This is a genomic window from Paenibacillus cineris, assembly GCF_018333335.1.
Classification (GTDB): Bacteria; Bacillota; Bacilli; order Paenibacillales; family Paenibacillaceae; genus Paenibacillus_AQ; species Paenibacillus_AQ favisporus.
Genome location: NZ_BORU01000001.1, coordinates 2,059,461 through 2,083,760 on the forward strand (window position 1 = coordinate 2,059,461; position 24,300 = coordinate 2,083,760).

The following is a 24,300-nucleotide window of genomic DNA, read 5'->3' on the forward strand; positions in this document are numbered from 1 at the left end:
AAGAGAGAAAATATGAGTAATCTACTAGGAATTATCACTAATGCATGCTACGCGAGGTGGATATTTGTTGGAACTTCAAGTAACGAACAGCCCTTTTAACCAAGAGCAGGTCGAGCTGCTCAACCGTCTGCTGCCGACATTAACCGATGCCCAGCGCATCTGGTTGAGCGGATATATCGCAGCGGCCGCCGTAACGGGTAGCGCTGTGCTGGGAACCGCTCCCATTGCGGCTGCCGCAAATGCGCCGGCTGCGTCTCCGGTGAGCACGGCACCGGCTGCGCCGAAAGAGGTTACCGTCCTGTACGGGTCGCAGACCGGCAATTGCGGGGCGCTGGCCAAGAAGGTGACCAAGAGACTGCAGGATCAGGGCTTTGAGGTCAAGCTTTCTTCGATGAGCGATTTTAAACCGAACGGATTGAAAAAGGTGGAAAACCTGCTGATTCTGGTCAGCACGCATGGCGAAGGGGATCCGCCGGACAACGCTATATCCTTTTATGAGTTTCTGCACAGCAAGCGGGCGCCGCAGCTTGAAGGCATGCCGTTCTCTGTACTGGCGCTGGGAGACACCTCCTATGAGTTTTTCTGTCAGACAGGCAAAGATTTTGACAAGCGGCTGGAAGAACTGGGCGGCAAGCGGCTCGTTCCGCGCGTCGATTGCGACGTGGACTTCGACGAGCCGGCGGCGGAATGGATCAACAGCGTGGCCAGTGCGTTTGCCGAGCTTGCCGGAGCAAGAGCCGGAGCTGCACCGCAGGCCGTGCCTGTCACGGCCGATACGCTGCTCGCATCCGTGGAATCGGAATATTCCAGAACGAATCCGTTCCAGGCCGAGGTTCTGGAGAATATCAACCTGAACGGCCGCGGTTCCGACCGCGAAACCCGGCACTTGGAAATTTCGCTGGAGGGATCGAACCTGGAGTATGAACCCGGAGACAGTTTGGGCATCTACCCGGAAAACCATCCGCGGCTTGTCGATGAATTGATCGAGGCGATGGGCTGGTCCGGCGAAGAATCCGTACCGGTTAACAAAAACGGCGATGAGACTACGCTGCGCGAGGCGCTTCTTCGCCATTATGAAATCACGGTGCTCACCAAGCCTTTGCTGGAAAAGACAGCCGCGCTCATTTCTAACGTTGCTTTGAACGAACTGCTCGCATCGGGTCATGATGAGCTGAGAGCCTACATCGAGGAACGCGATTTGCTCGATCTGGTACAGGATTATTCCCTGAAGGGTATCCCGGCCAGGGAATTCGTAGCCATTTTGCGCAAAATTCCGGCCCGTCTGTATTCGATCGCCAGCAGCCTGAAGGCGTCGCCGGACGAGGTGCATGTAACGGTCCGGACCGTCCGCTACGAGAACCGCGGAAGAGAGCGGTACGGCGTCTGCTCCGTACAGTTGGCTGAACGAAGCGAACCCGGATCGGCTTTGCCGGTCTATATCCAGCATAATCCGAACTTTAAGCTTCCGCAAAATCCGGATACCCCGATCATCATGATCGGCCCAGGCACAGGCGTCGCTCCGTTCCGCGCATTTTTGAGCGAGCGGGAAGAGACCGGAGCCGAAGGCAAGAGCTGGCTGTTCTACGGCGACCAGCACTTCGCGACCGACTTCCTGTACCAGATCGAATGGCAGCGCTGGCTCAAGGACGGCGTTCTGACGCGCATGGACGTGGCATTCTCGCGGGATTCTGATCAGAAGGTTTACGTCCAGCACCGCATGCTGGAGAAGAGCCGGGAACTGTATCAGTGGCTGCAGGAAGGCGCTGTGGTATATGTGTGCGGCGACGAGAAACGAATGGCCCATGACGTCCATTCCACGCTGATTACGATCCTTGAACAGGAAGGCGGTCTCAGTCCTGAGGAAGCGGCCGAATATATGATTCGCATGCAGCAGGAGAAACGTTACCAGCGGGATGTCTATTAAGCGCATCCGATAGGCAAGCGAGAAGGAGAGAGCAAACATGTCTGATAACAATTTGATGTCACCAAACAGCGCGCCCCACAGCGATGTGGAGGATATCAAACGCAGAAGCAACTATTTGCGGGGAAACCTGGTTGAAACGCTGAAGGATCCGATCACCGGGTCGATCCCCGAGGACGATAACCGGCTGATGAAGCATCACGGCAGCTACATGCAGGATGACCGGGACCTGCGCAACGAACGGCAGAAGCAGAAGCTTGAGCCGGCTTACCAGTTTATGCTCCGGGTGCGCGCGTCGGGCGGCGTGGTTACCCCGCAGCAGTGGCTGATGATGGACCGGATTTCCCAGAAGTACGGGAACGGGACGATCCGCCTGACGACACGCCAGTCGTTTCAGCTGCACGGGGTGCTGAAGTGGAACCTCAAGAACACGATCCGCGAGGTGAACGAATCGCTGCTCAGCACACTGGCCGCCTGCGGCGACGTGAACCGGAACGTCATGTGCAATCCGAATCCGTACGAGTCGGAGATTCATTCGGAGGTGTACGACTGGGCCCGCAGGCTGAGTGCCCATTTGGATCCGCGGAGCCGGGCCTATTATGAGATCTGGCTTGACGAAGAAAAGGTGGTGGACAGCCACGATCATGACGTGGAACAGGAGCCGATCTACGGTCCGGTATACCTGCCGCGTAAGTTCAAGATCGGCATGGCGATCCCGCCTTCCAACGATGTCGACGTATTTTCGCAGGACCTCGGGTTGATCGCCATTGTAGAGGACGGACGTCTGGCCGGATTCAACGTTTCGGTCGGCGGCGGCATGGGGATGACCCACGGCGATCCGGCCACGTACCCGCAGGTAGGGCAGGTGATCGGATTCTGCACGCCGGAGCAGGTGATTGATCTGGCAGAGAAAACCGTGACGATCCAACGCGACTACGGCGACCGTTCCGTGCGGAAACACGCGCGCTTCAAGTACACGATTGACGACCGCGGCATCGACTGGTTTATCCAGGAGCTGACCGCGCGTCTCGGGTGGGAGCTGGAGCCGGCAAGACCGTTCCATTTCGAAAGCAACGGCGACCGGTACGGCTGGGTCAAAGGCAGCAACGGCAAGTGGCATTTGACCCTCTTTATCCAGAACGGACGGATTAAGGATGAAGAAGGGTATGAGCTGATGACCGGCTTGCGCGAAATCGCCAAGGTTCATACGGGGGATTTCCGGCTGACACCGAACCAGAATCTGATCATCGCCAGTGTGAGCAGCCAGAAAAAGAAGAAGATCACCGAATTGGTGCAGCAGTACGGTCTGACCGACGGCATCCATTATTCGGCGCTGCGCCGTAATTCGATGGCATGCGTGGCCCTGCCGACCTGCGGTCTGGCGATGGCTGAATCCGAACGCTACCTGCCCACGCTGCTCGGCAAAATCGAGCCGATCCTGGAGGAAGCCGGGCTCCGTGAAGAAGAAATCGTCATCCGGATGACAGGCTGCCCGAACGGCTGCGCAAGACCGGCCCTGGCGGAAATCGCCTTTATCGGCAAGGCGCCGGGCAAATACAACATGTACCTCGGCGGCGGATTTGCCGGAGAACGGCTCAACAAGCTTTACAAGGAAAATATCGGCGAGGCCGAAATATTGGATTCCCTGAAGCAGATTATTTTCCATTATGCCAAGGAACGCCGGGACGGCGAGCATTTCGGTGACTTTACCATCCGCGCCGGTTATGTGAAGGAAGTCCGCTCAGGACAATTCTTCCACGCCTGATGGCATAAGCAGCCGAATCGACAGTGGCGCGGTACGCCGCGGGCGGTCATAACGGCGGCGCAAAAAAGTGCAGTCCCCAGCGGACTGCACTTTTTATGCTGTATATAAACTCATAGATTGATCACGGCGACAGTGAGCACCGCCGTCATGCTGCCGACGAAGCTGCCGACCAGACAGTCCGAAGGGTAATGCAGTCCGAGATAAATCCGGGAAATACAGACGATGAGTGCCATAACAAGCAGCAGGACGGCGACCCAAGAGCCCATAAACAGAAACGGCGTAATGATGGAAAAGATGGCCGTTGAATGCCCGGATGGGAACGAGGGGTCCTTCAGCGGGTTTTTCCCAACCCGAACGCCTTCGAGGGCGAGGTAGGGGCGAATCCGCTGGACCTTGCGTTTAATCAGGGTCGTAATCAAAAAGCTGATGGCCAGCGCGGCAAAGCTCTGCAGACTCGTTGTCCGCCACGGCTCGGGAGCAAACAGCGCCACGGACAGCGTCAGGGTAATCGTAAACAGCGCGCCGCCCAGGTGGGTCAGCATGCGCAGCGCAGCATGGAGCATGGTCGGATTCTGTGTGCGGTTAATCCAGTGGAATACGCGCCGGTCCCAGCCGTGCGCCTGTTCCATATAACGGGTGATGATCATGCAACGGTCCTCCTCAAAAATGTGTTTTTTGCGTCGAATGGTCGTCAGCGTCCGAAGCTTAACCCTATTGCCTCATTGCCTCGAATGAACCTTGGTACGCTTGCGCCATTTCAGGTAAATGTATACGGCCAGAATGGCGAACACGGCGGCCACGACGTATTTCAAAAAATGCTCCGTCCAGGTCAAGACCAGCTGCCATTGATTGCCGAAAATGTAGCCGATCCCGACAAAGACGGTAACCCAGAGCGCGGATCCCGTGTAGGCGTACAAGGCGAAGGTGCGGTAAGGGACGCGGATGATCCCTGTAAAGTAGCCGATAAACTGCCTGACTCCCGGAATGAAATAACTGAACAGCAGCAGCTTGTTGCCGTATTTGTGATATACTCTGGCGGTCTTTTCCACATGCTCCGGTTTGAGAAAAAGCCATTTCCCGTAGCGCTCAATCAGCGGCTGACCCAGCTTGTACCCTAGCACGTAAGTAACCGTCAGCCCGACGATGGAGCCGAGGTAGGCGGCACCTAAAGCCGGAAGCAGGTCCAGTACGCCTTTATAGGACAAATACCCGGTGTAGGTAAGCGTCGTATTGCCTGGCGGGATCGGCAAAGCGATGGCATCTAGCGGAAGTCCGAGAAGCAGGACCCAATATCCGTACTGTCCGAACAGCCGCTCGATATATCCCAGCACATCCATAAGAATCTCCTTATCGTGATTGTACTTGTGCTTTCCATTTTAACTAGCAAAGATTAAGAACGGATGAACAGAAAGCTTAAGAAAGTATTAAGCCGTCTGCCCGATTTCTTAACAGTCCGGAAGAACTTGTATTCCCATGATACGCAAATTTTGGCCGGAACAAAACCGTCTCCGGTTGGGGCGGAAACCCGTCTTAAGACCAGGTTTTTCTTGCGGCGCGATTTTATATAAAATTGTCGTAATATTATACTGTATTAACGGTTTTTCATGTGTTAGATTAAGGGCATGATGTCTTAATATTAAATACTGAGGAGCGCTGGATATGATCAGAATCGGTAAAATAAGCTATTGGCATGTGCATGCATGGGACTATACGAAACAGGCTGAGGCTCATCCGGGTGCGGAAATCGTGGCTGTGTGGGACGAAAATCCGGAGCGCGGGCAAGAAGCCGCCGATAAGCAGGGCGTTACTTTTTACGCATCATTGGATGAAATGCTCAGCCGTGACGATATCGATGGGGTCATCGTGGATGCGCCAACGAACATGCACCGCGAAGTCATGATCAAAGCCGCAGAAGCCGGCAAGCATATCTTTACGGAAAAGGTTATTGCCGCAACACTTAGCGAGGTCAACGACATTATTGCGGCTGTGGAGAAAAATAACGTGAAGCTGACCGTATCCCTTCCTAGACTGAACGACGGCTATACGCTGGCGATCCGGGAACTTCTGGACCAGGAGCTCCTGGGCAAGGTAACTTATGTACGTGTGCGGCTGTCCCACAATGGGGCGACGGCCAATTGGCTGCCTGCGCATTTTTATAAGAAGGAAGAGACGCTCGGCGGCGCCCTGATCGATCTCGGCTGCCATCCAATGTATTTGACGCGACTTTTCTTGAGAGAAGAGCCTGTGGACGTGAGCGCACAATTTGGATACATAACCGGAAAAGAAGTGGAAGACAACGCGGTTGCGACCTTGTCTACGAAATCAGGCGCAGTAGGTGTCGTTGAAGCCGGATTCGTGAACAACTTTTCGCCGTTTACCGTGGAGGTGCATGGCACCGAAGGAACGATCCTGTTCGGAACGCCGGACAGCAAGCTGCTGCTTCGTACGACCCGCAATGAGGAATACAAGGATGCCTGGGTCGAGATTCCGGTTCCGGCCAACCGCGAAAGCGCGTTTGAGCAGTGGATCAGCCATATCGAACAAGGCACAACTGCCGACGAAAACATCGCGATGGCGATCGAATTGACGAAGCTCATGGAAGCGGCCAATCTGTCGAACGCCGAGCGCCGCGCCGTTAAAGTGAACGAACTGCAAGGCTAACCATCACAGAACTTATCAGACATAAGGATGTTGCTGCAATGATGAATAATTTTCCATACGAAACTATGCAGGGACGCCAGGATGCTTTGGAGCGTCTGGATTTACGCATCTATTGGGGAAATTATGAGATTCGGGTGATACGTTTTCATTTGACTTCTTTTCCTCCGGGAAAAATCGTATCCTTTCACAAGCATGCCGAGTTTGAGTTTCATTTTATACCGCGCGGCAAGGGAACGGTGATCCTGGTGGATGAACCCTATGCTCTTCAGGAGGGCATGTTCTACCTGACGGGGCCGGAGGTGCTCCATTACCAGGAAGCGGATCCCGAGGAATCGATGGATGAGCTGTGTCTGCATGTGGATATTCGGGACCTGTCGCAGGTCCAGGATTCCGGGCAGTCGCCGCGTCCATACGCCGATCCGTGGGAGGCGGCCGAGGCGAATGACTGCATCGAGAAGCTGCGGACGCTGCCGCTAAAGCCCGTGATGGATACGTACCGGGCGATGCCGTTTTTCCTGGAGGCCTTCAACGCCTCACAGCAAAAATATTTAGGACTGTATACAACGATCAAAAACTGCATCATTCAAATTCTGCTCCGTGCCGTGCGCGCTTACGAGCCGGAACCACGGGAGGCGGAGCTTCCGTCCCGGGACATGAAGGCTTACCGGTACCAGCTGGCTCTGGAGTACATTCATGCCAACTCTTCCGGCGAAGTGGTGCTGGAGGATGTGGCCGACAAGCTGCATATCAGCTCGAGGCAGCTGCAGCGGATCATTAAGGATCAGGGGGGCGGGCGGTCCTTCAGCGAAATTTTGGAGGATTTCCGCCTGCAGGAAGTGTGCCGCCAGCTGGTGGAGACGCGCTGGTCCATCGAGAAAATCGCCGTTCAGGGCGGATTTTCCAGCGGAAGCTATCTGCATACCGTTTTTCGGAAGAGGTACGGCTACACGCCGTCGGAATACCGGAGAAAGAACGCGAAAGTATAGGAGGATTACGATCTCGTGGGAAAAACAATTCGGATTGGCATTATCGGAAGCGGGGGCATCGCCGGAGCGCATGCCCGGGCTTACAAAGGAATCGAGGATGTTCAAATCGTCGGGGTGGCGGATATTCTGCCAGACAAGGCGCAGCAATTCATTGAGCGTTGGGACCTGCCGGATGCGACCGGCTTTGACGACCACCGCAAGCTGCTCGAGCTGGATCTGGATGGCGTAAGCATCTGTACGCCGAACGTGGCGCATTACCGTACAACGGTGGACGCCCTGTCGGCCGGCAAAAACGTCATGCTGGAGAAGCCGATGTCGGTCACGCTGGACGAAGCGGTCGAAATGGTGCAGGTATCCAAGAAAACCGGAAAGATGCTGAATGTCGGTTTCCAGCCGCGTTACGACCCGAACATGGCCATCATTAAAAACATGGTCCAGAACGGACAACTGGGTAAAGTGTATTACGTGGAAACCGGGGGCGGACGCCGCCGCGGCATGCCGGGCGGAACGTTTATCCGTCAAGATATCGCCGGCGCAGGCGCAATGGCCGATATCGGCTGCTATTCGCTGGACCTGGCGCTCAATACGCTTGGTTATCCGAAGCCGCTGACCGTATCCGCCTATACCTCGAACTATTTTGGCACCAATCCGAAATATCACGCGGAAGCCGGACAATTTGACGTTGAGGATTTCGGCGTGGCCATGGTCCGCTTCGAAGGAGACCTGGTCCTGAACTTCAAGACGTCCTGGGCGATGCATATGGATACGCTTGGTGCGACGATGTTCCTCGGCACCGATGCGGGCATGAAGGTGCTCCCTGCAGGCAGCGGCCCTTGGAGCGGGGTATGGGATGGGCATGTCGGCTCCATCTCGCTGTTCCATGACATCCAGGGACATCATACCGAGAGCAATATTCCGCTCATCAAGCATGAAATCAACGTGTTTGAGGAGAAAATCAAGGATTTTGTCCGCGCGCTGCGTGAAGGCACGCCGGCTCCGATTCCGGGCGAGGAAATTTTGCGGAATCAGGCCATTATTGACGGCATTATCCGCTCCGCGCAGACGAAGAAGGAAGTCGAGATTCATATTCCTGATCTCGTGTAACCGCGCTAACCAAGTCTATTGCTTTAACCCGCATGGATACAGCAGTCCGAATTTCCCGCTCTGGGATCTTCGGGCTGCTTTTATTTTTTCGGATTTCCGTCCGGCACAGGTGTTATCTTTTTCGGGAAATAGGCAAACCTGATTTTGGGAGACCTAAAACCAGAATACAGGAGGACGATTGCAAGTATGAAAAAAATGGTGATGTCCGTCTGCCTCAGCGCCGGATTTCTGCTAGGATCCGCCGCTGCAACACCGGCTGCTTATGCCAATTCGGAAGAGCCGCAGCTGAAGGTGAAAATTGTGGATTCCAAAGGCGGAGAAGTAGGGACGGCGCTTCTGACTCAAAAAGGAGCCGCCGTTCAGATCCATATCGAAGCCGCGAATCTGCCGCCAGGTGAGCACGGCATTCATTTCCACGAAAACGGCAAGTGTGATCCGCCTGACTTTAAAACAGCTGGAGCCCATTTCAACCCGGCCGGCAAGCAGCACGGCTTCCATAATCCGAAGGGCTATCATGCCGGAGACCTGCTGAACATTCAGGTGAAGCAGGACGGAACGGTAACCGCCGATTTGGAAACCCAGTCCGTAACGCTTAACAAGGGAGCCGCCAATTCGCTCCTGAAGCCGGGCGGAACCGCGATCATCATCCATGAGAAAGCGGACGATTACGTGACCGACCCGTCGGGGAACTCCGGCAACCGGATCGCCTGTGCGCGGATTGAATAGCTGTAGCCTGCCGTCAGCATTTCTGGCTGTCGATAGCGATGATATACACTCCTGAAGGAAAGATGCCTTCAGGAGTTTTTTTGTATTTTCGCCGTGTCACAAGCTCATATCGGAACGGGATTGTTATCGCTTGCAAAAAAACGTTGCCCGGCTCTATATTCCTGTGATATATTAAAACTCCTTCCATTTTTTCCACATGATCGGCTATTTCACCGCCAATGATTCTTCAGGAAGCGAAACGACCCCATCAAAAAACAGGAGGAACCTCTGTTGTGAACTGGCTTAAATGGGATTTGAACCTGCAAATCCGGCTGATCGGCGACACACTTTTCAATTTGCTGTTTTGGATGTACTTTCCTTACATCACCCTGTTTTTCAGCGACGCATTCGGCAAGACCGCGGCCAGTATGCTGATGGCTGTTCCCCCCTTGGTCAGCCTGCTCGGGAGCTTGTTCGGCGGGTATTTGGCGGACCGCTTCGGCCGGAGGCCTGCCATGCTGCTTGGGGCCTGCATGCAGTCCTGCATGTTTGCCGTCTTTGCGCTATCCCCGTCCCATTGGCTCGATTATGCCGCATATATCGGACTCGGGCTGGGAGGGGCGATCTATTCGCCGGGAAGCTCGGCCATGGTAGCCGACGTGACTCCGGAAAAGGACCGGCGGATGGTATTCGCAACCTTCGTGACGGGCAGAAATATCGGGGCGGTCTTTGGCCCGGCGCTGGGTTCGGTATTCTTCTTCCAGTACCGGCACGAGCTGTTGTGGACCTGCACGTCGGTAACGCTTTTGTACTTTTTGACCATTCTATTGTTCAGCAGGGAGACGTTTCCGGCATCGGCAAGAATGAATCGTACCCGCAGCAAGCTGACCGCTATCTTGAAGGAGCAGGTGATAAGTTACGGCGTCATTTTTAAGGACAAGGTGTTTGCGCTCTATATTGCCGCGGGCATCCTGGTGACGATTGCTTTTATGCAGCTGGATATGTATCTTGCGATGTATGTCAAAGAATACGTGCCGGGACAGGCGCTGCTGTCCTTCAGCGGCTGGACGTTCAACCTGAGCAGCGCGCAGGTATTCGGGTTGATGCTGGGCCTGAACGGTCTGCTGTTCGTGCTGTGCGTTCTCCCCGTCACCAAGCTGTTCGAGGGCTGGTCCGAACGGAACATCCTGATCATGTCGGCCTTGCTGTTTGGCGGAGGCATGTTCCTGATCGGTTTGACGACGCAGGTGTGGCTGCTGCTGGTGTTTACGTTTGTGTTTACGATCGGCGAGCTGTCGCGGAGTCCCGTCACCGACAGCTTTATCAGCAAATATGCGCCTGAACACGCCAGAGGGCAATACATGGGGGCGGCGAATCTGCAGTTTTCGGTCGGCCGGTTTATCGCTCCGGTCACGATTATGCTGTCGTCGTGGTTTCCGCCGGTGGTCGTGTTCGGCTTTATCTTCCTGGCAACGATCCTCAGCTCGCTTTTGTATGTTCAGGTTTTTAAAATCATTCCGGCAAGCTACTACGAGAAGAAAGCAGAAATCACGGGTTGAACCCAAACAAAGCCGTTCAAGAGCGGATGCAATCCGCATCGCTTGAACGGCTTTTTTAGGCTGTTATTCGGCTGCTGCCGGCATTCCCGCCTGGACGGGTCTGCCTGTCGGTGCATGAACTGGCTGGTCGCGAAGGACGGAACCGTCCTGCAGATGCAGCCAGGTGTCAAAACTTCGCTCCCCTTGCGTGAGCCGGATGACCCGGGCGCCGGGCATGAATGGCTGATCCAGATAAGCGTTGCGGGTGGTCCGTCCGTAACACAGGCGGATACCGTGCAGCGTTCCCCAAAAATCGTTGCCGTGATCATGGCCGACAAACGTACCGAGAATGTCCCCCATCTCAACCATGCTCGCAAAAAAACCGGTGTTGATCCAGGGCGCGCAGCAGTGGCGGTCAAGCTTGTTCCCATAGCAGACCGAGAAATCCCAAATATCGTTATATTCGGGCAGCGGGATATGGAAGAAGGCAAGCGATGGCAGCGGGACTCCGCCGTTGCCTGCCGTAAGACGGTAGGACTGCTGTGTATACCATTCAATCTGGCTGCGGCGGATCCAGTCGTAAAATCCGACGCGCAGATGCTCCAGCGGCGAGTAGCTGCCCGAATCCAAAAAGTAAAGGGCGGCCTCCGTGTTGTCCCGGTGTGAATCCCGGATTTCCAGACAATAGTTGCCGGTGCCCTTGACGTGGGGCGGATCGGGAATCGCATAACAGTATCGGTGGGACAACTGCAGGGCATGAAGCTGTTCCCGCGTCATATCCGGAGCCTCGGAGTCGTGGTTTCCAAAGACGGCTGCCCAGGGGATGCCCATCTGCTCCGGAACCGACACCGCATCCCGGAACGCTGCGGCCGGATCCGGGCTTTTATTGCTGGCGATCACGTCACCGGTGTAGACGACCAGATCGGGCTGTTCCGCCTCTATAATCCTGCGCATCATATCCTTCATTTGAAGCTCTTCATCATCAGGCTCGCAAAACTCCGTGTCCGTAAATTGGACAATGGTGAATGTGCCGTCCTCGCGAAACCGCAATGTTTTCCTCATCTGCCTATCCTCCCGCTATGCGTTTTCCGGCATGGACCGGGTCTGGAGCAAGCCGGCAGGGACAACGGCATCCCAGGCATCCGGAATGTCCAGGCCGAGGGCGGCTGCGGCGACAGCTGCGGTGTCCACGATCGAGATTTCCCCGATGGTTGTTCCCGGCTCGATTCCCGGTCCTACGCATCCCCAGAACACATTTTTGTCCATCGGATGATCGCTGCCGTGGCTGAATTTGTCGTCGCCTCCGCCGCCATGGTCGGTCAATAAAATCACCAGGCTGTCTTCAAGAAGTCCCAGCCCCTCAAGGGTACCGAGCACCTGACCGAACAGGACGTCATTTTGTGTAATCGCATTCAAATATTCCGGCGAGTCCGGTCCATAGCCGTGCTTATGTCCGGCTGCATCGGGTTCATCCAGCTGCATGAACAGCAGTTTGACGTCCGGATTCTGTTCCAGATAGTTCTGGATGGCCTGAACCAGATCGGCATCCGGCAGAGATTCCTTATGTATTCCGATGCCATCCTCAACGATCCCGTCATTGATCGGGCTCCAGCTGGTGAAGGAGGCGAGCTTGGCCTCGGGCCATGCCTTCCTTGCAAGCCGAAATACGGAAGGGTAAGGCGATTCGACAGGATAAGGCTCGCTCGCAGCGACCTCGTTCGTTAGTCCATGCTTCTCCGGCACGACGCCGTGAAGCACGGAGCCCCAGCATTCCGCGCTGATTGTCGGCGACTGCGCCTGGGCGTCATAGGTGACGGCCCCTTTTGCCAGAAAAGCGTCGATGACCGGTGTAGCCGTGTGCTGAATAAAGCTGCCGGCGCCGTCCATTCCCAGAATGAACACGCGCGAAACGGCATTTGCATTGCTCATGGGTCAACCTCCCCAAAGATGATTTCGCTATATTAGGATCGATCACGCCCCTAGCATAAAGATTCCCGTACGGGGTGTCAACCACCGATTGGGAAATAAGCAAACAAGTCATTAGAGCGTTAGCAGGAAGTCATCATCGTGGTAGCCGGACTTTGGTTGCACCATATAGAATCGGAATTGTAAGGGGTTACAGGTCACGAAACGACAAAAAGGAGTGAGATCATGCAAGAGGCGGTGCAGCTTGACCGGAATGCGGTGAGCCCGGCAAAGATCCGACGGGTTTCCACGTTCCCGAGACAACTGAAGAAATACAAATGGCTGCTGCTGATGACACTGCCGGGAGTCATTTATTTATTCATCAACAACTATATCCCTATGTACGGCGTCATCCTGGCTTTCAAAAATTACAATTATGTCGACGGCATTTGGGGAAGCGAATGGGCGGGACTGGACAACTTTAAATTTTTGTTCAACTCCCAGGACGCCTATGTCATTACGAGAAATACCTTTCTATACAACTTCGTGTTTATCGTCCTGAATCTGGTGCTGGCCGTCCTCGCAGCGCTGCTGATTAACGAAATCAGGGACAAGGTCATCACCCGGTTCTACCAAAGCACCTTTCTGCTGCCGCACATCATTTCCATGGTCGTTGTGGCGTACCTGGTTTACAGCTTTCTGAATGTTGAAAGCGGGCTGGTCAATCGGCTTATCGCCAAATGGTTCGGCGCTGAAGCCGTCTCCTGGTACGGCGAGCCCCGCTATTGGCCGTATATTCTCGTGATCGTTAATGCGTGGAAAAACGTAGGGTACCTGTCGGTCATCTATTTTGCCGCAATTATCGGGATTGACAAGGAGTATTACGAGGCGGCAACCATCGACGGCGCCAGCAAGTGGAAGCAGATGACGCGGATTACGATCCCGCTGATCACGCCTGTCATTACTACGATGACACTGCTTGCGGTCAGTGGAATCCTCAGAAGCGACTTCGGCTTGTTCTACCAAGTGCCGATGAACACGGGCGCGCTGATCCCGACCACGAATACGATCGATACGTTCGTGTACCGGGCGATGACGCAGTCGGGCGACATCGGGATGTCCTCGGCGGCGGGCTTCTATCAATCGGTCGTCTGCTTTGTCCTGATTCTGGCAGCTAACGCAGCCGTCCGGCGGATCAACAAGCGTGACGCTTTGTTTTAAGGAGCCGCTTTTTTCGTCGCAAGGGATGTGTGCAAGCGTACATTGATTTTTCCAAGAAAGGTAGAGGAACGTCATGAGGACAGCAAGCGTGAAAAAAATCATCGGCCCTTCCTTGATCCACCTGTTTTTCTGGGCTTTTACACTGGCATCATTGATCCCCTTTATACTGATTTTTATAGTGTCGATCTCGAGTGAGGATTCGATCCTGCAAAAGGGGTATTCCTTGTTCCCAAAGGAAATCAGCTTTGCCGCGTACCAGTTTTTGTTTAACGATTTCTCGGAGATTGCCAAGGCTTACGGCGTCACCATCCTGACGACACTGATCGGAACGGTGGTTAGTTTGCTCATGACCGCGTTGTTCGCCTATCCGTTGTCCCGCCCGGATTTGCCCCTGCGGCGTACGTTATCCTTTTATATTTTCTTTACGATGCTGTTCGGCGGGGGGATGGTGCCCTGGTATATGACGTACGTCAACATGTTTGACCTGAAAAATACGATTTTCGCCATGATCATTCCCAATCTGCTGCTGAGCGCGTTCAACGTGCTCTTGATGCGAAGCTTCTTCTCATCGACCATTCCCGAGTCGGTCGTGGAGTCGGCGACCATTGACGGAGCCAGCGAAATCCGGATATTTTTCAGCATCGTGCTGCCCCTGTCGCTGCCGATCATGGCGACCATCGGGCTGTTCAACACGCTGTCTTATTGGAATGACTGGTATAACTGCATGCTGTTTATTGATAAGCCTGAGCTGTACAACATTCAGTATTTGATGACCAAAACGTTAACCAATATCCAATACCTGCTGATGAAATCGGGAAGCTCTGCCCAGGTGGGCGAGCTGCTGGCCAAGATGCCCCGGGAAACGGTCCGGATGGCGCTGGCCATCGTCGGGATTGCCCCGCTGCTGTTCGCTTACCCGTTCTTCCAGAAATATTACATCAGCGGGATCACGAGCGGCGCCGTCAAGGGCTGACTCTACATCATTTAATCGTTGAGAGGAGAAGCGTCGACAATGAAAAAAGCCTACCATTTGGTGCTGATCATGATGCTGTGCGGAATGCTTGCCCTGACGGGCTGCGGCAAAGGAGGTGCAGGTGATTCCGGCGAAGCTTCGGGCACGGCCGCCGGCGGCTCCGGTTCGGACAGCGGCACCGGTCTGAAGCCTTATAAAATTACGCTGGTGTATCCCGCGTCCGCACCCAAGGACCTGCAGCTGGTCCAGGACGAGATGAGCAAATACCTGACGGAAAAAATCAACGCGACGATCGAGCTGCGGCCGATTGAATGGGCGTCATGGGATGACAAGACCAACCTGATGAAGATTTCCAACGAGCCGTTCGACCTGCTGTTTACGGCAAGCTGGTTCTCGTATGCCAAGGATGTGGCCAAAGGCCAGTTCGTGGAACTGGATGAGCTGATGGCGCAGTACGGCAAGGACATTCCGGGAATTCTCGGAGATGACTTCATTAAGGGCTCGAAGATCGGCGGCAAATTGTACGCGCTGCCGACGAAGAAGGAATTCGGACAGGGCTTCGGTTTCCTGCTCGACAAGAAGCTGGTGGACAAATACAAATTCGATATCAATGGCGTCAAGTCGCTGGAAGATATGGAAGCGATGTTCAAAACGATTAAAGACAACGAGCCTGGCGTGACCCCGATCGTCTCCAGCAAGTTCACGAATACTTGGAGTGCGGCCAATTACGACGGGATCGTGGCGAATCTGGCCGTTCCGCGGGGAAGCAAGGAACCTAAAGCGATCGATACGCTGGAGGATCCCAAGTTCATCGACTTCTTCAAACGGATGCATCAGTGGTATCAGAACGGCTGGTTCGACAAGGACATTCTGACCTCTGACGCCGACCAGGGAATGAATATGATTAAAGCCGGCAAGGCGTTCGCCGTGGCCCAATCCCTGAAACCGGGCAAAGACAAGGAGATGAGCGTCACGACGGGCGTGGACCTGGTACAGGTCGAGACGGCGGAGCCGTTCACGACGACGGGGGATGCGCAGGGAGCGATGCTCGGCATTTCCCGGACATCCAAGGATCCGGCGCGGGCCATGATGTTCCTCGATCTGCTGTACAACGATCCGAAACTGCTCAACATGCTGGACTGGGGCATTGAGGGCAAGCATTACGTGAAAAAATCCGACCAGGTCATCGATTATCCGGAAGGCGTCAATGCGGACACGCAAACCTACCCGAATCCGGGAGGCTGGATGTTCGGCAACCAGTTCAATTCGTATCTGTGGGCGAACGAGGATCCAAACAAGTGGAAGGAATTCGAGAAGTTCAACGAGCGGGCGGAACGGTCGATCGCCCTCGGATTTGCTTTTGACCAGGAGCCGGTCAAATCGGAGCTGGCCTCCATCGCCAACGTGGAAAAAGAGTTTGACGCCACACTCCGCTCCGGTGCCGCGGATCCGGAGAAAATCATTGCCAAGTGGAAGGAAAAACGCAAGGCGGCCGGCTTTGACAAAGTCAAGGCGGAAGTAGACAAACAGCTCGCCGAATGGGCGAAGGCGAATCCATAACATCTGCAGTAACAAGGGAATCTCCAACCGGTATGGCTTTAAACCGGGGATGGGGATTCCCTGTTCCCCTTCCTGAAACACTTTATTTTGACAAAAAGGACCGACAGAGCTATGAATATCAAACGTTCGCTGCGCAGCAAATTAGTGATCGGCTTCATTGCCATTACGCTTCCGCTCTTCCTGCTTTTGCTCTATAACAATTACTACGCGATGAACACGGTCCGGGAACAAGTGGCCGATTCGAACAAAAACTCGATCATCCTGTATTCAAGCCAGATCGAGGCGGCGCTCAACAAGGAGATCAAATTTTTGTACAACTTCGCCGTCGAGGATCCCAACATTGCCGCGCTGTCCCAGCTGCTGAACGATGGAGACGAATATGTTCTGGCCAAGGCACGGATCCTGAACAGCCTTACGCGCTATCACCGGTTCGATAACAGCGTGGACCTTCAGTTCATCTATTCGGTGCAAAACCATGATTTGTTCAATACGCCGATCAAGACGAAGTCTTATGACGAACTGCAGTCGATTCAAATGGCTATTCAGCAAGTGGTGAAAAATGCCCGTCCGGACAGCCCTGTGTTCATGCAGTGGAAGGCAATTCCATACAGCAAGGGCAAATACGCCCTGATCCGGCTTGTGGATGCGGGTGATGGTTTCTATTTAGGGGCGTTCGTTCAGCTGAAAAACTTGATGATCCCGCTCGATCTGGTTCATCTCGGGGAGGACGGCTACGCCGGCTTTCTGAACGGAGCGGGCGAATTGATCACCAGTTCGGCGTCTCCCGATTCGCCCAAGCTGGACATCCCGCCGGTCGGAGATACAACCGATACCTATCAGGCTGTAAAGGCGGAAGGAAGACGGTATATCGTGGTCCAGCACCCGATCCAGAGTACGGAACTCAGCCTGGGCGCCTTTATTCCGGAAGCCCGGATGCTGCAGAATCTGTACCACTTCAGACGGGGGATACTGATGATTTCCGTCTTGGCGGTCATCGTCCTGATCATTTACTTGATTTACTTGAACGATATCATCTTGAAGCCGATGAACAGCTTGATCCGTGGTATGCGGAGCATTAAAAACGGCAATCTGGCTTACCGGCTGAAGCCTTCCAAATCGAAGGAATTTATGATCATCAATGAAACCTTTAACAATATGGCTTCCGAAATTCAAGAGCTGAAAATCAGCGTGTACGAGGAGCAGATCAAGGCGCACAAAGCGGAGCTGAAGCATCTGCAGCTTCAGATCAATCCCCATTTTCTGCTGAACTCCATCAATATCGTATACAATTTGGCCCAAATTCAAAATTACGGCGTCATTCAGCTGATGTGCCTGAATCTCGTTCAATATTTCCGCTTTGCGACCCGTACGAACCAGGTGGCGGTGACAATGGCGGAGGAGATGGAACATTTGGAGAGCTATATCCGGATTCAGCAGGTCCGCTTTCCGGACCAGGTGACATATGCCTGCCATTTGCCGGAGGAGCTTGCCCAGGCAGCGGTTCCGCCGCTGCTCATTCAACCGTTTGTCGAAAATGCGATAAAACACGGCTTTGATTTTATGGACCATCCGTTTCATATCGATATCCGTATCGATCACGCAGGGACGGGAGAGCTGACGGTCGTTATTGCCGACAACGGCGCCGGGTTTGACGAAGAGACGCTGCGGCTGCTGCAGACAGGGGCATATATGGAGAGCCGGAGCGGCGAGCATCTGGGCATGACGAACGTCCTGTACCGCTTGAAGCATTTTTTTGGCAGCGAAGCAGGACTGTCTTTTGGGAATGCTCCTGAGGGCGGCGCCGTCGTCACGCTGACGATTCCCCACCGGAGGGTGGAGGAGTTCGCTTCCTAATCTTGAACAGAACTGGAGGGAACCTAATGTATAAAGTGCTGATCGTGGATGATGAAATGTATGCCGTTATGGGAATCAAAAGCGGTGTCGATTGGGAGGCGCTGCAGGTTTCAGAGATTTACGAGGCTTATAATCTCAGGGATGCGCTGAAAGTGTTCGAGCGTGCGGCGATCGACGTGATGATCTGTGATATTGAAATGCCGAAAGGAACCGGAATTGAGCTGCTGGAGCGCGTTAATGACATTTCACCGGAAACCGAAACGATATTTTTGACGGCTCACGCCCATTTTGATTTTATGCAGCGGGCGATTCAGCTCGACGGATTTGACTATCTGCTGAAGCCGATCGAGTACGACGTGCTGAAGTCGTCGATCGCCAGGGCGCTGGAGTCTGTCAGGCAGGAACGGGAGATGACGGAGCTGAGAGCACGGTACAATGAAACCTGGCAGAAGAGAAAAGGGCTGATCACCGAGAAATTCTGGAACGACGTCCTTACCCGGCGCATCCATTGCACATCGGATAACGTGCTTAAAATTTTGCAGGAGCATGAGCTGCTTTCTTTATCGGGGACCACCTTCATGCCTGTTCTGGTCAGCGTGGAGTCGTGGATGCGGGAGTACAGCACCCGTGATGAAGAAATGATGGAATACAACATCCGCAAAGCAGCGGAGGAGATGCTGCTTGATCCAGGCCGCGGTGAGGTGATCCAAACCAAGCAGGGGGTCAACGTTGTTATTTTGTACGGTCCGGAGGATGGGGAGATACGCGAAGATACATTGTATGACCGCTGCATGGCCTACCTGGAGTCCTGCCGGCGTTATTTTCACTGCACCTTATCCTGTTACATCGGGGAGCCGTCGACATTATTCGAAATTGGCGAAACCTATCAAAGGCTGCTTGAGATGGAATACGGCAATCTGAACAAATCGAATGAGGTGTACCGGCTGGCCGGGTTCGTACCGGAGAGCGGCCAGGTGCCAGCTGCCAAGCTCCGGAATTGGATACAGCTGCTGGAGCTGGGAAAGCTTGAGGATGTAGAGCGGGATCTGAAGACCTGCCTCGCCGCTCAGCGTCTTATTCCGGCGTTGTCCGAGAAAGAAAGCCATCCTTCGGTCATTCAACGCGTCCAAGGCTACATTGCCGAGCATCTCCATGAACCGATCACAAGGGAGCAGCTGGCCTGTTGTGTGCATTTGAACCCGGCATACCTGTCCCGTCTGTTCAAGCGGGAAACGGGAGAGTCCATTACGGATTACATCCTTCGTGAGCGGATGGAGGCCGCCAAAGTGATGATCAGGGAGTCCAGCATGCCGATTTCTGATGTCGCCAAGTCTCTCGGATACTACAATTTTTCGCATTTTTCCAAAATGTTCAAAAAGGTGCATCACGCCTCACCCCAGCAGATTAGACGAAAGTCGGTTTGAAGGCGTGGATGCCGTGCGGCAGCCCGCCGCCTAAGTTTGCTCGTCGGGATGCGCTGCTGCAGGAGGGAACAGCCGGAATGCCGTATCCACAAACAATCTGACGGCAATGGATGCCTGCTTGAAGGACGGAACGGCAAGATGCAGCTTGCGGTACGCTCTGGGAGTCAACTCCCGGCTCATGACATGTTCAGGCACGCTCTGCAGGGACAGCTCCGACATGATACAGATGCCCAGTCCTTCGTTGATCATGTTTAGGGCAGTCGGATAGTTGGTCGTAATATGCTTCACGTTCAGATTCGCTCCCCCGGCGCGGAACAGCTCCATGACCGGCAGCTCATAGCCGCCCTTGCAGACCAGCATTGGCTCATCCGAGAGATCCTGAATCCGGATTTCCTTGTAATTGCGGAAGGGGTGATCGTCACGGAAAACGACGTGAAGTGCTTCGTTCCGCAGCAGTTTTGTGTCCAGATCGTTCAGCGGCGGAATGAGGAAGCCGACATCCACGACCAGCTCATCGAGCCAATGCCGGACTTCCTCCACGGTGCCTTCATACATCTGAATGTTGATGTTCGGATACTTGTCGTTGATGGCCCGGACGATTTTCGGATAATAAAAGGAAGCGGCGGCCGGAAAGGCTCCGACACGGATGCTGCCGGTCTCCAGCCCTTTCTCGGCGGCGACCTCCTGCGAAATTTTCTCATACTGCAGCAAAATTTCCCTGCCGGTGACCACGATCCGTTTGCCGATATCGGTCAGGACGACACCGTTTCGCGGATGACGGTTCAGGAGGGTAACGCCGAGCTCGGACTCCAGGCTGGATATGGCGCGGCTGACCGCCGGCTGGGTCATATTCATCATCTGGCCAGCTTTCGTAAAGCTTCCCGTTTCCGCGACGGCCACGAATAATCTGATCTGCGTCTCATTCATAACGGATATGTTATACCTCCTATGAGGAATATGCATTTTATTTATAGTTCAACGTATTGTATCATGGTTATTGACCATGATTCAAGGAGTGACCTTCCGTGCGAATGCAGAAGAATACATTGTTTCTATTAATCTTTTTAATATTGGTATGGGGAATCAACTGGCCGTTATCCAAAATAGCTCTGGACTATGCGCCGCCAATCTTGTTCGCCGGCTTGCGGGCACTGATCGGCGGCGTGCTGCTCGTGCTGGTGGCTCTGCCTAAAGCGAAGCAATTGCGGCTGCGTCAGACCTGGCCGATCTATTTGACCTCCGCGCTTCTCAGCATCGTTATATACTATGGTGTCCAAACCATCGGGCTGCAGTATACGCCGGCCGGATTGTTCTCGGCGATCGTGTTTCTCCAGCCCGTGCTGCTTGGACTGTTCTCGTGGTTGTGGCTGGGAGAGGCCATGACGAAGCAGAAGATGCTTGGCCTGATCGTCGGCTTTGCCGGCGTCGCCACCATGAGCGCGGGCGGGTTTACCGGGGACGTTTCCGCCGTCGGTATTATTTTGGCGCTGGTCACCGCCCTCTCCTGGGCGCTTGGTACGGCCTATGTCAAGAAGATCGGACCCAAGGTCGACTCGACCTGGCTGACGGCGATGCAAATTATGATCGGCGGTGTCATTCTGCTGCTGGCCGGTTCGGGAATGGAAGACTGGTCGAAGATCCAGTGGAACGGGACGTTCATTTGGGATACGCTGTTTATCGCCGTTTTCGTCATCGCGGCAGGTTGGTTCGTCTATTTCAAACTGATCAGCGAAGGGGAAGCGAGCAAAATCGGTTCGTTTACGTTTCTGATTCCGATCGTTTCGATCTTTTCGAGCGTGATTTTTCTGAACGAGAAAGTGACGATAAATCTTGTAGCCGGCCTTATTCTGGTTCTTGCCAGCATTGTGCTCGTCAACGTCCGGTTCCAGCGCAGAAGAGCGTCGGCGCTGCCTGCGGTGCCTGATGGGCAGGCAGGGCCGGGAGCCCGATGAACCGGGAGACCGGGGCTGATATTAAAGCAAAATCCGCGTTTATCGCGGATTTTTTCATTTTTTTGCGACAAATCAGCGATGATAGCAATTTATAAGAAATGCAGGCGTCATTTCCATGATAGAATGCAATTAAGACAAACGGTATAACGATCTGTGAAGGCAGACTAGACTCAGGAATCTCCGCTTGGCGGAGCGAATGTTGAGCCTGATCATGCTCAGGTTACCGTGAATATTCCGAGAAAAGGTGGTAATTTTAAATGGCGCTGCAATTGGACAAAATTTTCGTGAATCTCCCGGTTAAAAACCTAAAAAACTCGATCGAATTCTTCTCCAAAATCGGATTTGCCTTTAATCCTCAATTTACGGATGACAATGCAACCTGCATGGTCATCAGTGATCATATCTATGTCATGCTTCTGGTTGAGCCGTATTATCAAACGTTCACCAATAAAGAAATCGCCGACGCCTCCAAGACGAACGAGGTCATCGTGTGTGTGTCTGCCGACAGCCGCGAGCAGGTGGACGAAATCGTGAACAAGGCGCTGGAAGCGGGCGGCAAGCCGTCCAATGACAAACAGGATCACGGATTTATGTACGGCTGGAGCTTCCAGGATCTCGACAACCATTTGTGGGAAGTCATGTATATGGATCCAAGTGCCGTGCAGCAGCAGTAAGCGATTCAACAGATACCATAGAAAAGAAGGTGCAGGCTGCCGAGCCTGTGCCTTTTTTTGAAGAGATCAGAAAGTATAAGTTTCGAAAGCCGCTGGTTCCTGATTTCGCAAAAAAACTTCTTTTAAACGCGGTCTGTCTTCTTTGAAGGTACGTCGTTAGACGTTTTTCCTAGGAAAACGGTTCCATAGTTTGGTAAAATGATGTACAGGACAAGTCACTTGTGGAGAGGAGCAGCAATTGTGGATCTTAAAGGTAACGACCGCCGTTCAGGCAACCCGATTTTTTCCGGATGGTATGCCGATCCCGAACCCCGAATCTTTGAGGGCCGGTACTGGGTATATCCTACATACTCGGCAGCTTACGATGACCAGACATTTTTCGATGCGTTCTACTCCGATGACCTGGTTCGCTGGACCAAGGTTGAACGGATTCTGGAGATGAAGGACATTTCATGGGCAAGACGGGCGATGTGGGCCCCTTCCCCGATCGAGCGAAATGGACGCTACTATTATTATTTTGCGGCGAACGACATCCAGAGCAATAATGAGCTGGGCGGCATCGGTGTTGCCGTGGCTGACCGGCCCGAAGGACCTTTCCGGGATGCCCTGGGGAAGCCGCTGATCGACCAGTTTTACCATGGCGCCCAGCCGATCGACCCTCATGTGTTTATCGATGACGACGGTCAGGCTTATTTGTATTACGGGGGATGGAAGCACTGCAACGTCGTAAAGCTGAACGAAGACATGGTCAGCATCGCCCCCTTTTCAGACGGGGAGGTATACAAGGAGATTACGCCGGAGAACTTCGTGGAAGGTCCCTGCATGATCAAGCGCAAAGGCAAGTATTACTTTATGTGGGCCGAAGGCGGTTGGGGTGGCCCGGATTATTCGGTGGGTTACGCCGTCTCGGATTCGCCGCTGGGACCGTTTGTGCGGGAGGCCAAAATACTGCAGCAGGATCCCGAGGTGGCTACAGGAGCGGGACATCACGGCGTCATTCAGATTCCGGGTGAAGACGAGTGGTACATCGTTTACCACCGCCGTCCGCTGACCGAAACCGCAGCGAATCACCGTGAAGTCTGCATCGATCGGATGGAGTTTGACCCCGAAGGCCGGATTAGGCCTGTGAAGCTGACCTTTGAAGGGGTGCCGCCAAGAATATTGCCGGCACGGGAGAAGAGCGATTCGTAAGGCAGAAGCTTGTTCAATAGACCGTTTTTGCGATATAATAGAACACGTCTTCTACAAGGAACGATAGAATCTGATATTAGTGAAAGAGAGCGGATCGTATGGGTCGTAAGTGGAATAACATTAAAGAGAAGAAAGCATCGAAAGACGCAAACACTAGTCGTATATATGCCCGCTTCGGGCGTGAAATTTATGTCGTCGCCAAGCAGGGCGAGCCGGATCCGGAATCCAACCGGGCGTTGAAGGTCGTTCTGGAACGCGCCAAGACGTACAATGTGCCGAAGGCGATCATTGACCGCGCGCTGGAGAAGGCGAGAGGCAACTCTGATGAGACCTATGACGAGCTGCGGTACGAAGGCTTCGGGCCGAACGGTTCCATGGTGATCGTGGATGCCTTGACGAATAACGTGAACCGCACCGCTTCTGAGGTCCGGGCTGCATTCAGCAAGAACGGAGGCAACCTTGGCGTCAGCGGATCGGTCGCCTACATGTTCGATTCCACCGCAGTCATCGGCGTTGAAGATAAGACGGAAGAAGAAGTTCTGGAGCTGCTGATGGAAGCGGATGTCGACGTTCGCGACATCATCCAGGAAGACGATTCCGTCATTGTATATGCCGATCCGGAGCAGTTTCATGCCGTGCAGGAAGCCTTCCAGAACGCTGGCGTAACCGAATTTTCGGTTGCTGAGGTTTCCATGATCGCGCAGAACTATGTGGAGCTTCCGGCCGAGTCCCAGCCGGCATTCGAGAAAATGATCGATGCCCTTGAAAACCTGGAGGACGTCCAGAATGTGTACCACAACGTGGAGCTTGAAGATTAATCAGCGAGACGCGATTTGCCGGAAGAAGGCCATTGTCTGAGAAGACGA

At 53.9% G+C, this 24,300-nt stretch carries 21 protein-coding genes; 16 read left to right on the forward strand and 5 right to left on the reverse strand.

Features of this window, described 5'->3' with window-relative positions:
- Window positions 1-67 precede the first annotated feature (67 nt).
- A complete protein-coding gene (locus KI379_RS09835) occupies window positions 68-1,924 on the forward strand; it encodes an assimilatory sulfite reductase (NADPH) flavoprotein subunit (RefSeq protein ID WP_212983438.1) in 1,857 nt (618 codons plus the stop codon).
- Between the two features lie 37 nt (window positions 1,925-1,961).
- The gene (gene cysI / locus KI379_RS09840; RefSeq protein WP_212983439.1) at window positions 1,962-3,686 is read left to right on the forward strand and encodes an assimilatory sulfite reductase (NADPH) hemoprotein subunit; all 1,725 of its coding nucleotides are present in this window, start codon (window positions 1,962-1,964) and stop codon (window positions 3,684-3,686) included.
- A gap of 110 nt (window positions 3,687-3,796) precedes the next feature.
- Here cysI and KI379_RS09845 read toward each other — a convergent pair whose 3' ends face one another.
- On the reverse strand, window positions 3,797-4,333 hold the full coding sequence (locus KI379_RS09845; RefSeq protein WP_244879237.1) for a phosphatase PAP2 family protein: 537 nt from the start codon (window positions 4,331-4,333) through the stop codon (window positions 3,797-3,799).
- Between the two features lie 72 nt (window positions 4,334-4,405).
- Window positions 4,406-5,023 (reverse strand): DedA family protein, encoded by a 618-nt coding sequence (locus tag KI379_RS09850; RefSeq protein ID WP_076167178.1) that lies wholly within the window; start codon window positions 5,021-5,023, stop codon window positions 4,406-4,408.
- A gap of 322 nt (window positions 5,024-5,345) precedes the next feature.
- On the opposite strand from KI379_RS09850, the gene KI379_RS09855 reads away from it, so the two are divergent.
- The 5 genes from KI379_RS09855 (at window position 5,346) to KI379_RS09875 (ending at window position 10,701) form a co-directional block, all read left to right on the forward strand.
- The gene (locus tag KI379_RS09855; RefSeq protein WP_212983440.1) at window positions 5,346-6,347 is read left to right on the forward strand and encodes a Gfo/Idh/MocA family protein; all 1,002 of its coding nucleotides are present in this window, start codon (window positions 5,346-5,348) and stop codon (window positions 6,345-6,347) included.
- Window positions 6,348-6,385: 38 nt separating this feature from the next.
- Window positions 6,386-7,333, forward strand: coding sequence for a helix-turn-helix domain-containing protein (locus KI379_RS09860; protein ID WP_212983441.1), 948 nt, complete (start codon window positions 6,386-6,388; stop codon window positions 7,331-7,333).
- A 15-nt stretch (window positions 7,334-7,348) separates the two neighbouring features.
- Entirely contained in the window at window positions 7,349-8,437 is a 1,089-nt protein-coding gene (locus KI379_RS09865; protein ID WP_076167171.1) for a Gfo/Idh/MocA family protein, read from the forward strand.
- A gap of 186 nt (window positions 8,438-8,623) precedes the next feature.
- A complete protein-coding gene (locus tag KI379_RS09870; protein WP_163873347.1) occupies window positions 8,624-9,163 on the forward strand; it encodes a superoxide dismutase family protein in 540 nt (179 codons plus the stop codon).
- Between the two features lie 272 nt (window positions 9,164-9,435).
- Window positions 9,436-10,701 carry an MFS transporter gene (locus KI379_RS09875; protein ID WP_212983442.1) on the forward strand — a complete coding sequence of 422 codons (1,266 nt, stop codon included), beginning with the start codon at window positions 9,436-9,438 and terminating at the stop codon, window positions 10,699-10,701.
- Window positions 10,702-10,764: 63 nt separating this feature from the next.
- Here the strand turns inward: KI379_RS09875 and KI379_RS09880 are convergent, their stop codons facing one another.
- Complete coding sequence (locus KI379_RS09880; RefSeq protein WP_212983443.1) at window positions 10,765-11,742, reverse strand: metallophosphoesterase family protein; 978 nt, start codon at window positions 11,740-11,742, stop codon at window positions 10,765-10,767.
- A gap of 15 nt (window positions 11,743-11,757) precedes the next feature.
- The gene (locus KI379_RS09885; RefSeq protein WP_212983444.1) at window positions 11,758-12,609 is read right to left on the reverse strand and encodes an alkaline phosphatase family protein; all 852 of its coding nucleotides are present in this window, start codon (window positions 12,607-12,609) and stop codon (window positions 11,758-11,760) included.
- Between the two features lie 327 nt (window positions 12,610-12,936).
- Between KI379_RS09885 and KI379_RS09890 the strand changes: the two genes are divergently transcribed.
- The 5 genes from KI379_RS09890 to KI379_RS09910 all read left to right on the forward strand — a co-directional run bounded on the left by KI379_RS09890 (window position 12,937) and on the right by KI379_RS09910 (window position 19,617).
- Window positions 12,937-13,806 (forward strand): ABC transporter permease, encoded by an 870-nt coding sequence (locus KI379_RS09890; protein ID WP_244867372.1) that lies wholly within the window; start codon window positions 12,937-12,939, stop codon window positions 13,804-13,806.
- A gap of 73 nt (window positions 13,807-13,879) precedes the next feature.
- Window positions 13,880-14,779 carry a carbohydrate ABC transporter permease gene (locus KI379_RS09895; RefSeq protein WP_212983445.1) on the forward strand — a complete coding sequence of 300 codons (900 nt, stop codon included), beginning with the start codon at window positions 13,880-13,882 and terminating at the stop codon, window positions 14,777-14,779.
- 39 nt (window positions 14,780-14,818) lie between these two features.
- Window positions 14,819-16,339, forward strand: a complete 1,521-nt coding sequence (locus tag KI379_RS09900) for an ABC transporter substrate-binding protein (protein ID WP_212983446.1) — start codon at window positions 14,819-14,821, stop codon at window positions 16,337-16,339.
- Window positions 16,340-16,450: 111 nt separating this feature from the next.
- Complete coding sequence (locus KI379_RS09905) at window positions 16,451-18,193, forward strand: sensor histidine kinase (RefSeq protein ID WP_212983447.1); 1,743 nt, start codon at window positions 16,451-16,453, stop codon at window positions 18,191-18,193.
- A 26-nt stretch (window positions 18,194-18,219) separates the two neighbouring features.
- Window positions 18,220-19,617, forward strand: a complete 1,398-nt coding sequence (locus KI379_RS09910; RefSeq protein ID WP_212983448.1) for a response regulator — start codon at window positions 18,220-18,222, stop codon at window positions 19,615-19,617.
- 30 nt (window positions 19,618-19,647) lie between these two features.
- Here KI379_RS09910 and KI379_RS09915 read toward each other — a convergent pair whose 3' ends face one another.
- Window positions 19,648-20,544 (reverse strand): LysR family transcriptional regulator, encoded by an 897-nt coding sequence (locus tag KI379_RS09915; protein WP_212983449.1) that lies wholly within the window; start codon window positions 20,542-20,544, stop codon window positions 19,648-19,650.
- Between the two features lie 104 nt (window positions 20,545-20,648).
- Here KI379_RS09915 and KI379_RS09920 point away from each other — a divergent pair, with 104 nt between their 5' ends.
- The 4 genes from KI379_RS09920 (at window position 20,649) to KI379_RS09935 (ending at window position 24,252) form a co-directional block, all read left to right on the forward strand.
- A complete protein-coding gene (locus KI379_RS09920; protein ID WP_212984675.1) occupies window positions 20,649-21,569 on the forward strand; it encodes a DMT family transporter in 921 nt (306 codons plus the stop codon).
- A 257-nt stretch (window positions 21,570-21,826) separates the two neighbouring features.
- Window positions 21,827-22,243, forward strand: a complete 417-nt coding sequence (locus KI379_RS09925; RefSeq protein WP_089546898.1) for a VOC family protein — start codon at window positions 21,827-21,829, stop codon at window positions 22,241-22,243.
- A gap of 240 nt (window positions 22,244-22,483) precedes the next feature.
- Window positions 22,484-23,434: a glycoside hydrolase family 43 protein gene (locus tag KI379_RS09930; protein WP_244879238.1), complete on the forward strand. Its 951-nt coding sequence runs from the start codon at window positions 22,484-22,486 to the stop codon at window positions 23,432-23,434.
- A gap of 98 nt (window positions 23,435-23,532) precedes the next feature.
- The gene (locus KI379_RS09935) at window positions 23,533-24,252 is read left to right on the forward strand and encodes a YebC/PmpR family DNA-binding transcriptional regulator (RefSeq protein WP_076167139.1); all 720 of its coding nucleotides are present in this window, start codon (window positions 23,533-23,535) and stop codon (window positions 24,250-24,252) included.
- Window positions 24,253-24,300: the final 48 nt, after the last annotated feature.

Bases quoted from the DNA above. Each gene is read 5' to 3' on its own strand.
- KI379_RS09935 (WP_076167139.1), top strand. From the start codon at position 23,533: ATGGGTCGTAAGTGGAATAACATTAAAGAGAAGAAAGCATCGAAAGAC.
- KI379_RS09855 (WP_212983440.1), top strand. From the start codon at position 5,346: ATGATCAGAATCGGTAAAATAAGCTATTGGCATGTGCATGCATGGGAC.
- KI379_RS09850 (WP_076167178.1), bottom strand. From the start codon at position 5,023: ATGGATGTGCTGGGATATATCGAGCGGCTGTTCGGACAGTACGGATAT.
- KI379_RS09925 (WP_089546898.1), top strand. From the start codon at position 21,827: ATGGCGCTGCAATTGGACAAAATTTTCGTGAATCTCCCGGTTAAAAAC.
- KI379_RS09860 (WP_212983441.1), top strand. From the start codon at position 6,386: ATGATGAATAATTTTCCATACGAAACTATGCAGGGACGCCAGGATGCT.
- KI379_RS09880 (WP_212983443.1), bottom strand. From the start codon at position 11,742: ATGAGGAAAACATTGCGGTTTCGCGAGGACGGCACATTCACCATTGTC.
- KI379_RS09910 (WP_212983448.1), top strand. From the start codon at position 18,220: ATGTATAAAGTGCTGATCGTGGATGATGAAATGTATGCCGTTATGGGA.
- KI379_RS09900 (WP_212983446.1), top strand. From the start codon at position 14,819: ATGAAAAAAGCCTACCATTTGGTGCTGATCATGATGCTGTGCGGAATG.
- KI379_RS09885 (WP_212983444.1), bottom strand. From the start codon at position 12,609: ATGAGCAATGCAAATGCCGTTTCGCGCGTGTTCATTCTGGGAATGGAC.
- KI379_RS09920 (WP_212984675.1), top strand. From the start codon at position 20,649: ATGCAGAAGAATACATTGTTTCTATTAATCTTTTTAATATTGGTATGG.
- KI379_RS09915 (WP_212983449.1), bottom strand. From the start codon at position 20,544: ATGAATGAGACGCAGATCAGATTATTCGTGGCCGTCGCGGAAACGGGA.
- KI379_RS09895 (WP_212983445.1), top strand. From the start codon at position 13,880: ATGAGGACAGCAAGCGTGAAAAAAATCATCGGCCCTTCCTTGATCCAC.
- KI379_RS09905 (WP_212983447.1), top strand. From the start codon at position 16,451: ATGAATATCAAACGTTCGCTGCGCAGCAAATTAGTGATCGGCTTCATT.
- KI379_RS09845 (WP_244879237.1), bottom strand. From the start codon at position 4,333: ATGATCATCACCCGTTATATGGAACAGGCGCACGGCTGGGACCGGCGC.
- cysI (WP_212983439.1), top strand. From the start codon at position 1,962: ATGTCTGATAACAATTTGATGTCACCAAACAGCGCGCCCCACAGCGAT.
- KI379_RS09890 (WP_244867372.1), top strand. From the start codon at position 12,937: ATGACACTGCCGGGAGTCATTTATTTATTCATCAACAACTATATCCCT.
- KI379_RS09870 (WP_163873347.1), top strand. From the start codon at position 8,624: ATGAAAAAAATGGTGATGTCCGTCTGCCTCAGCGCCGGATTTCTGCTA.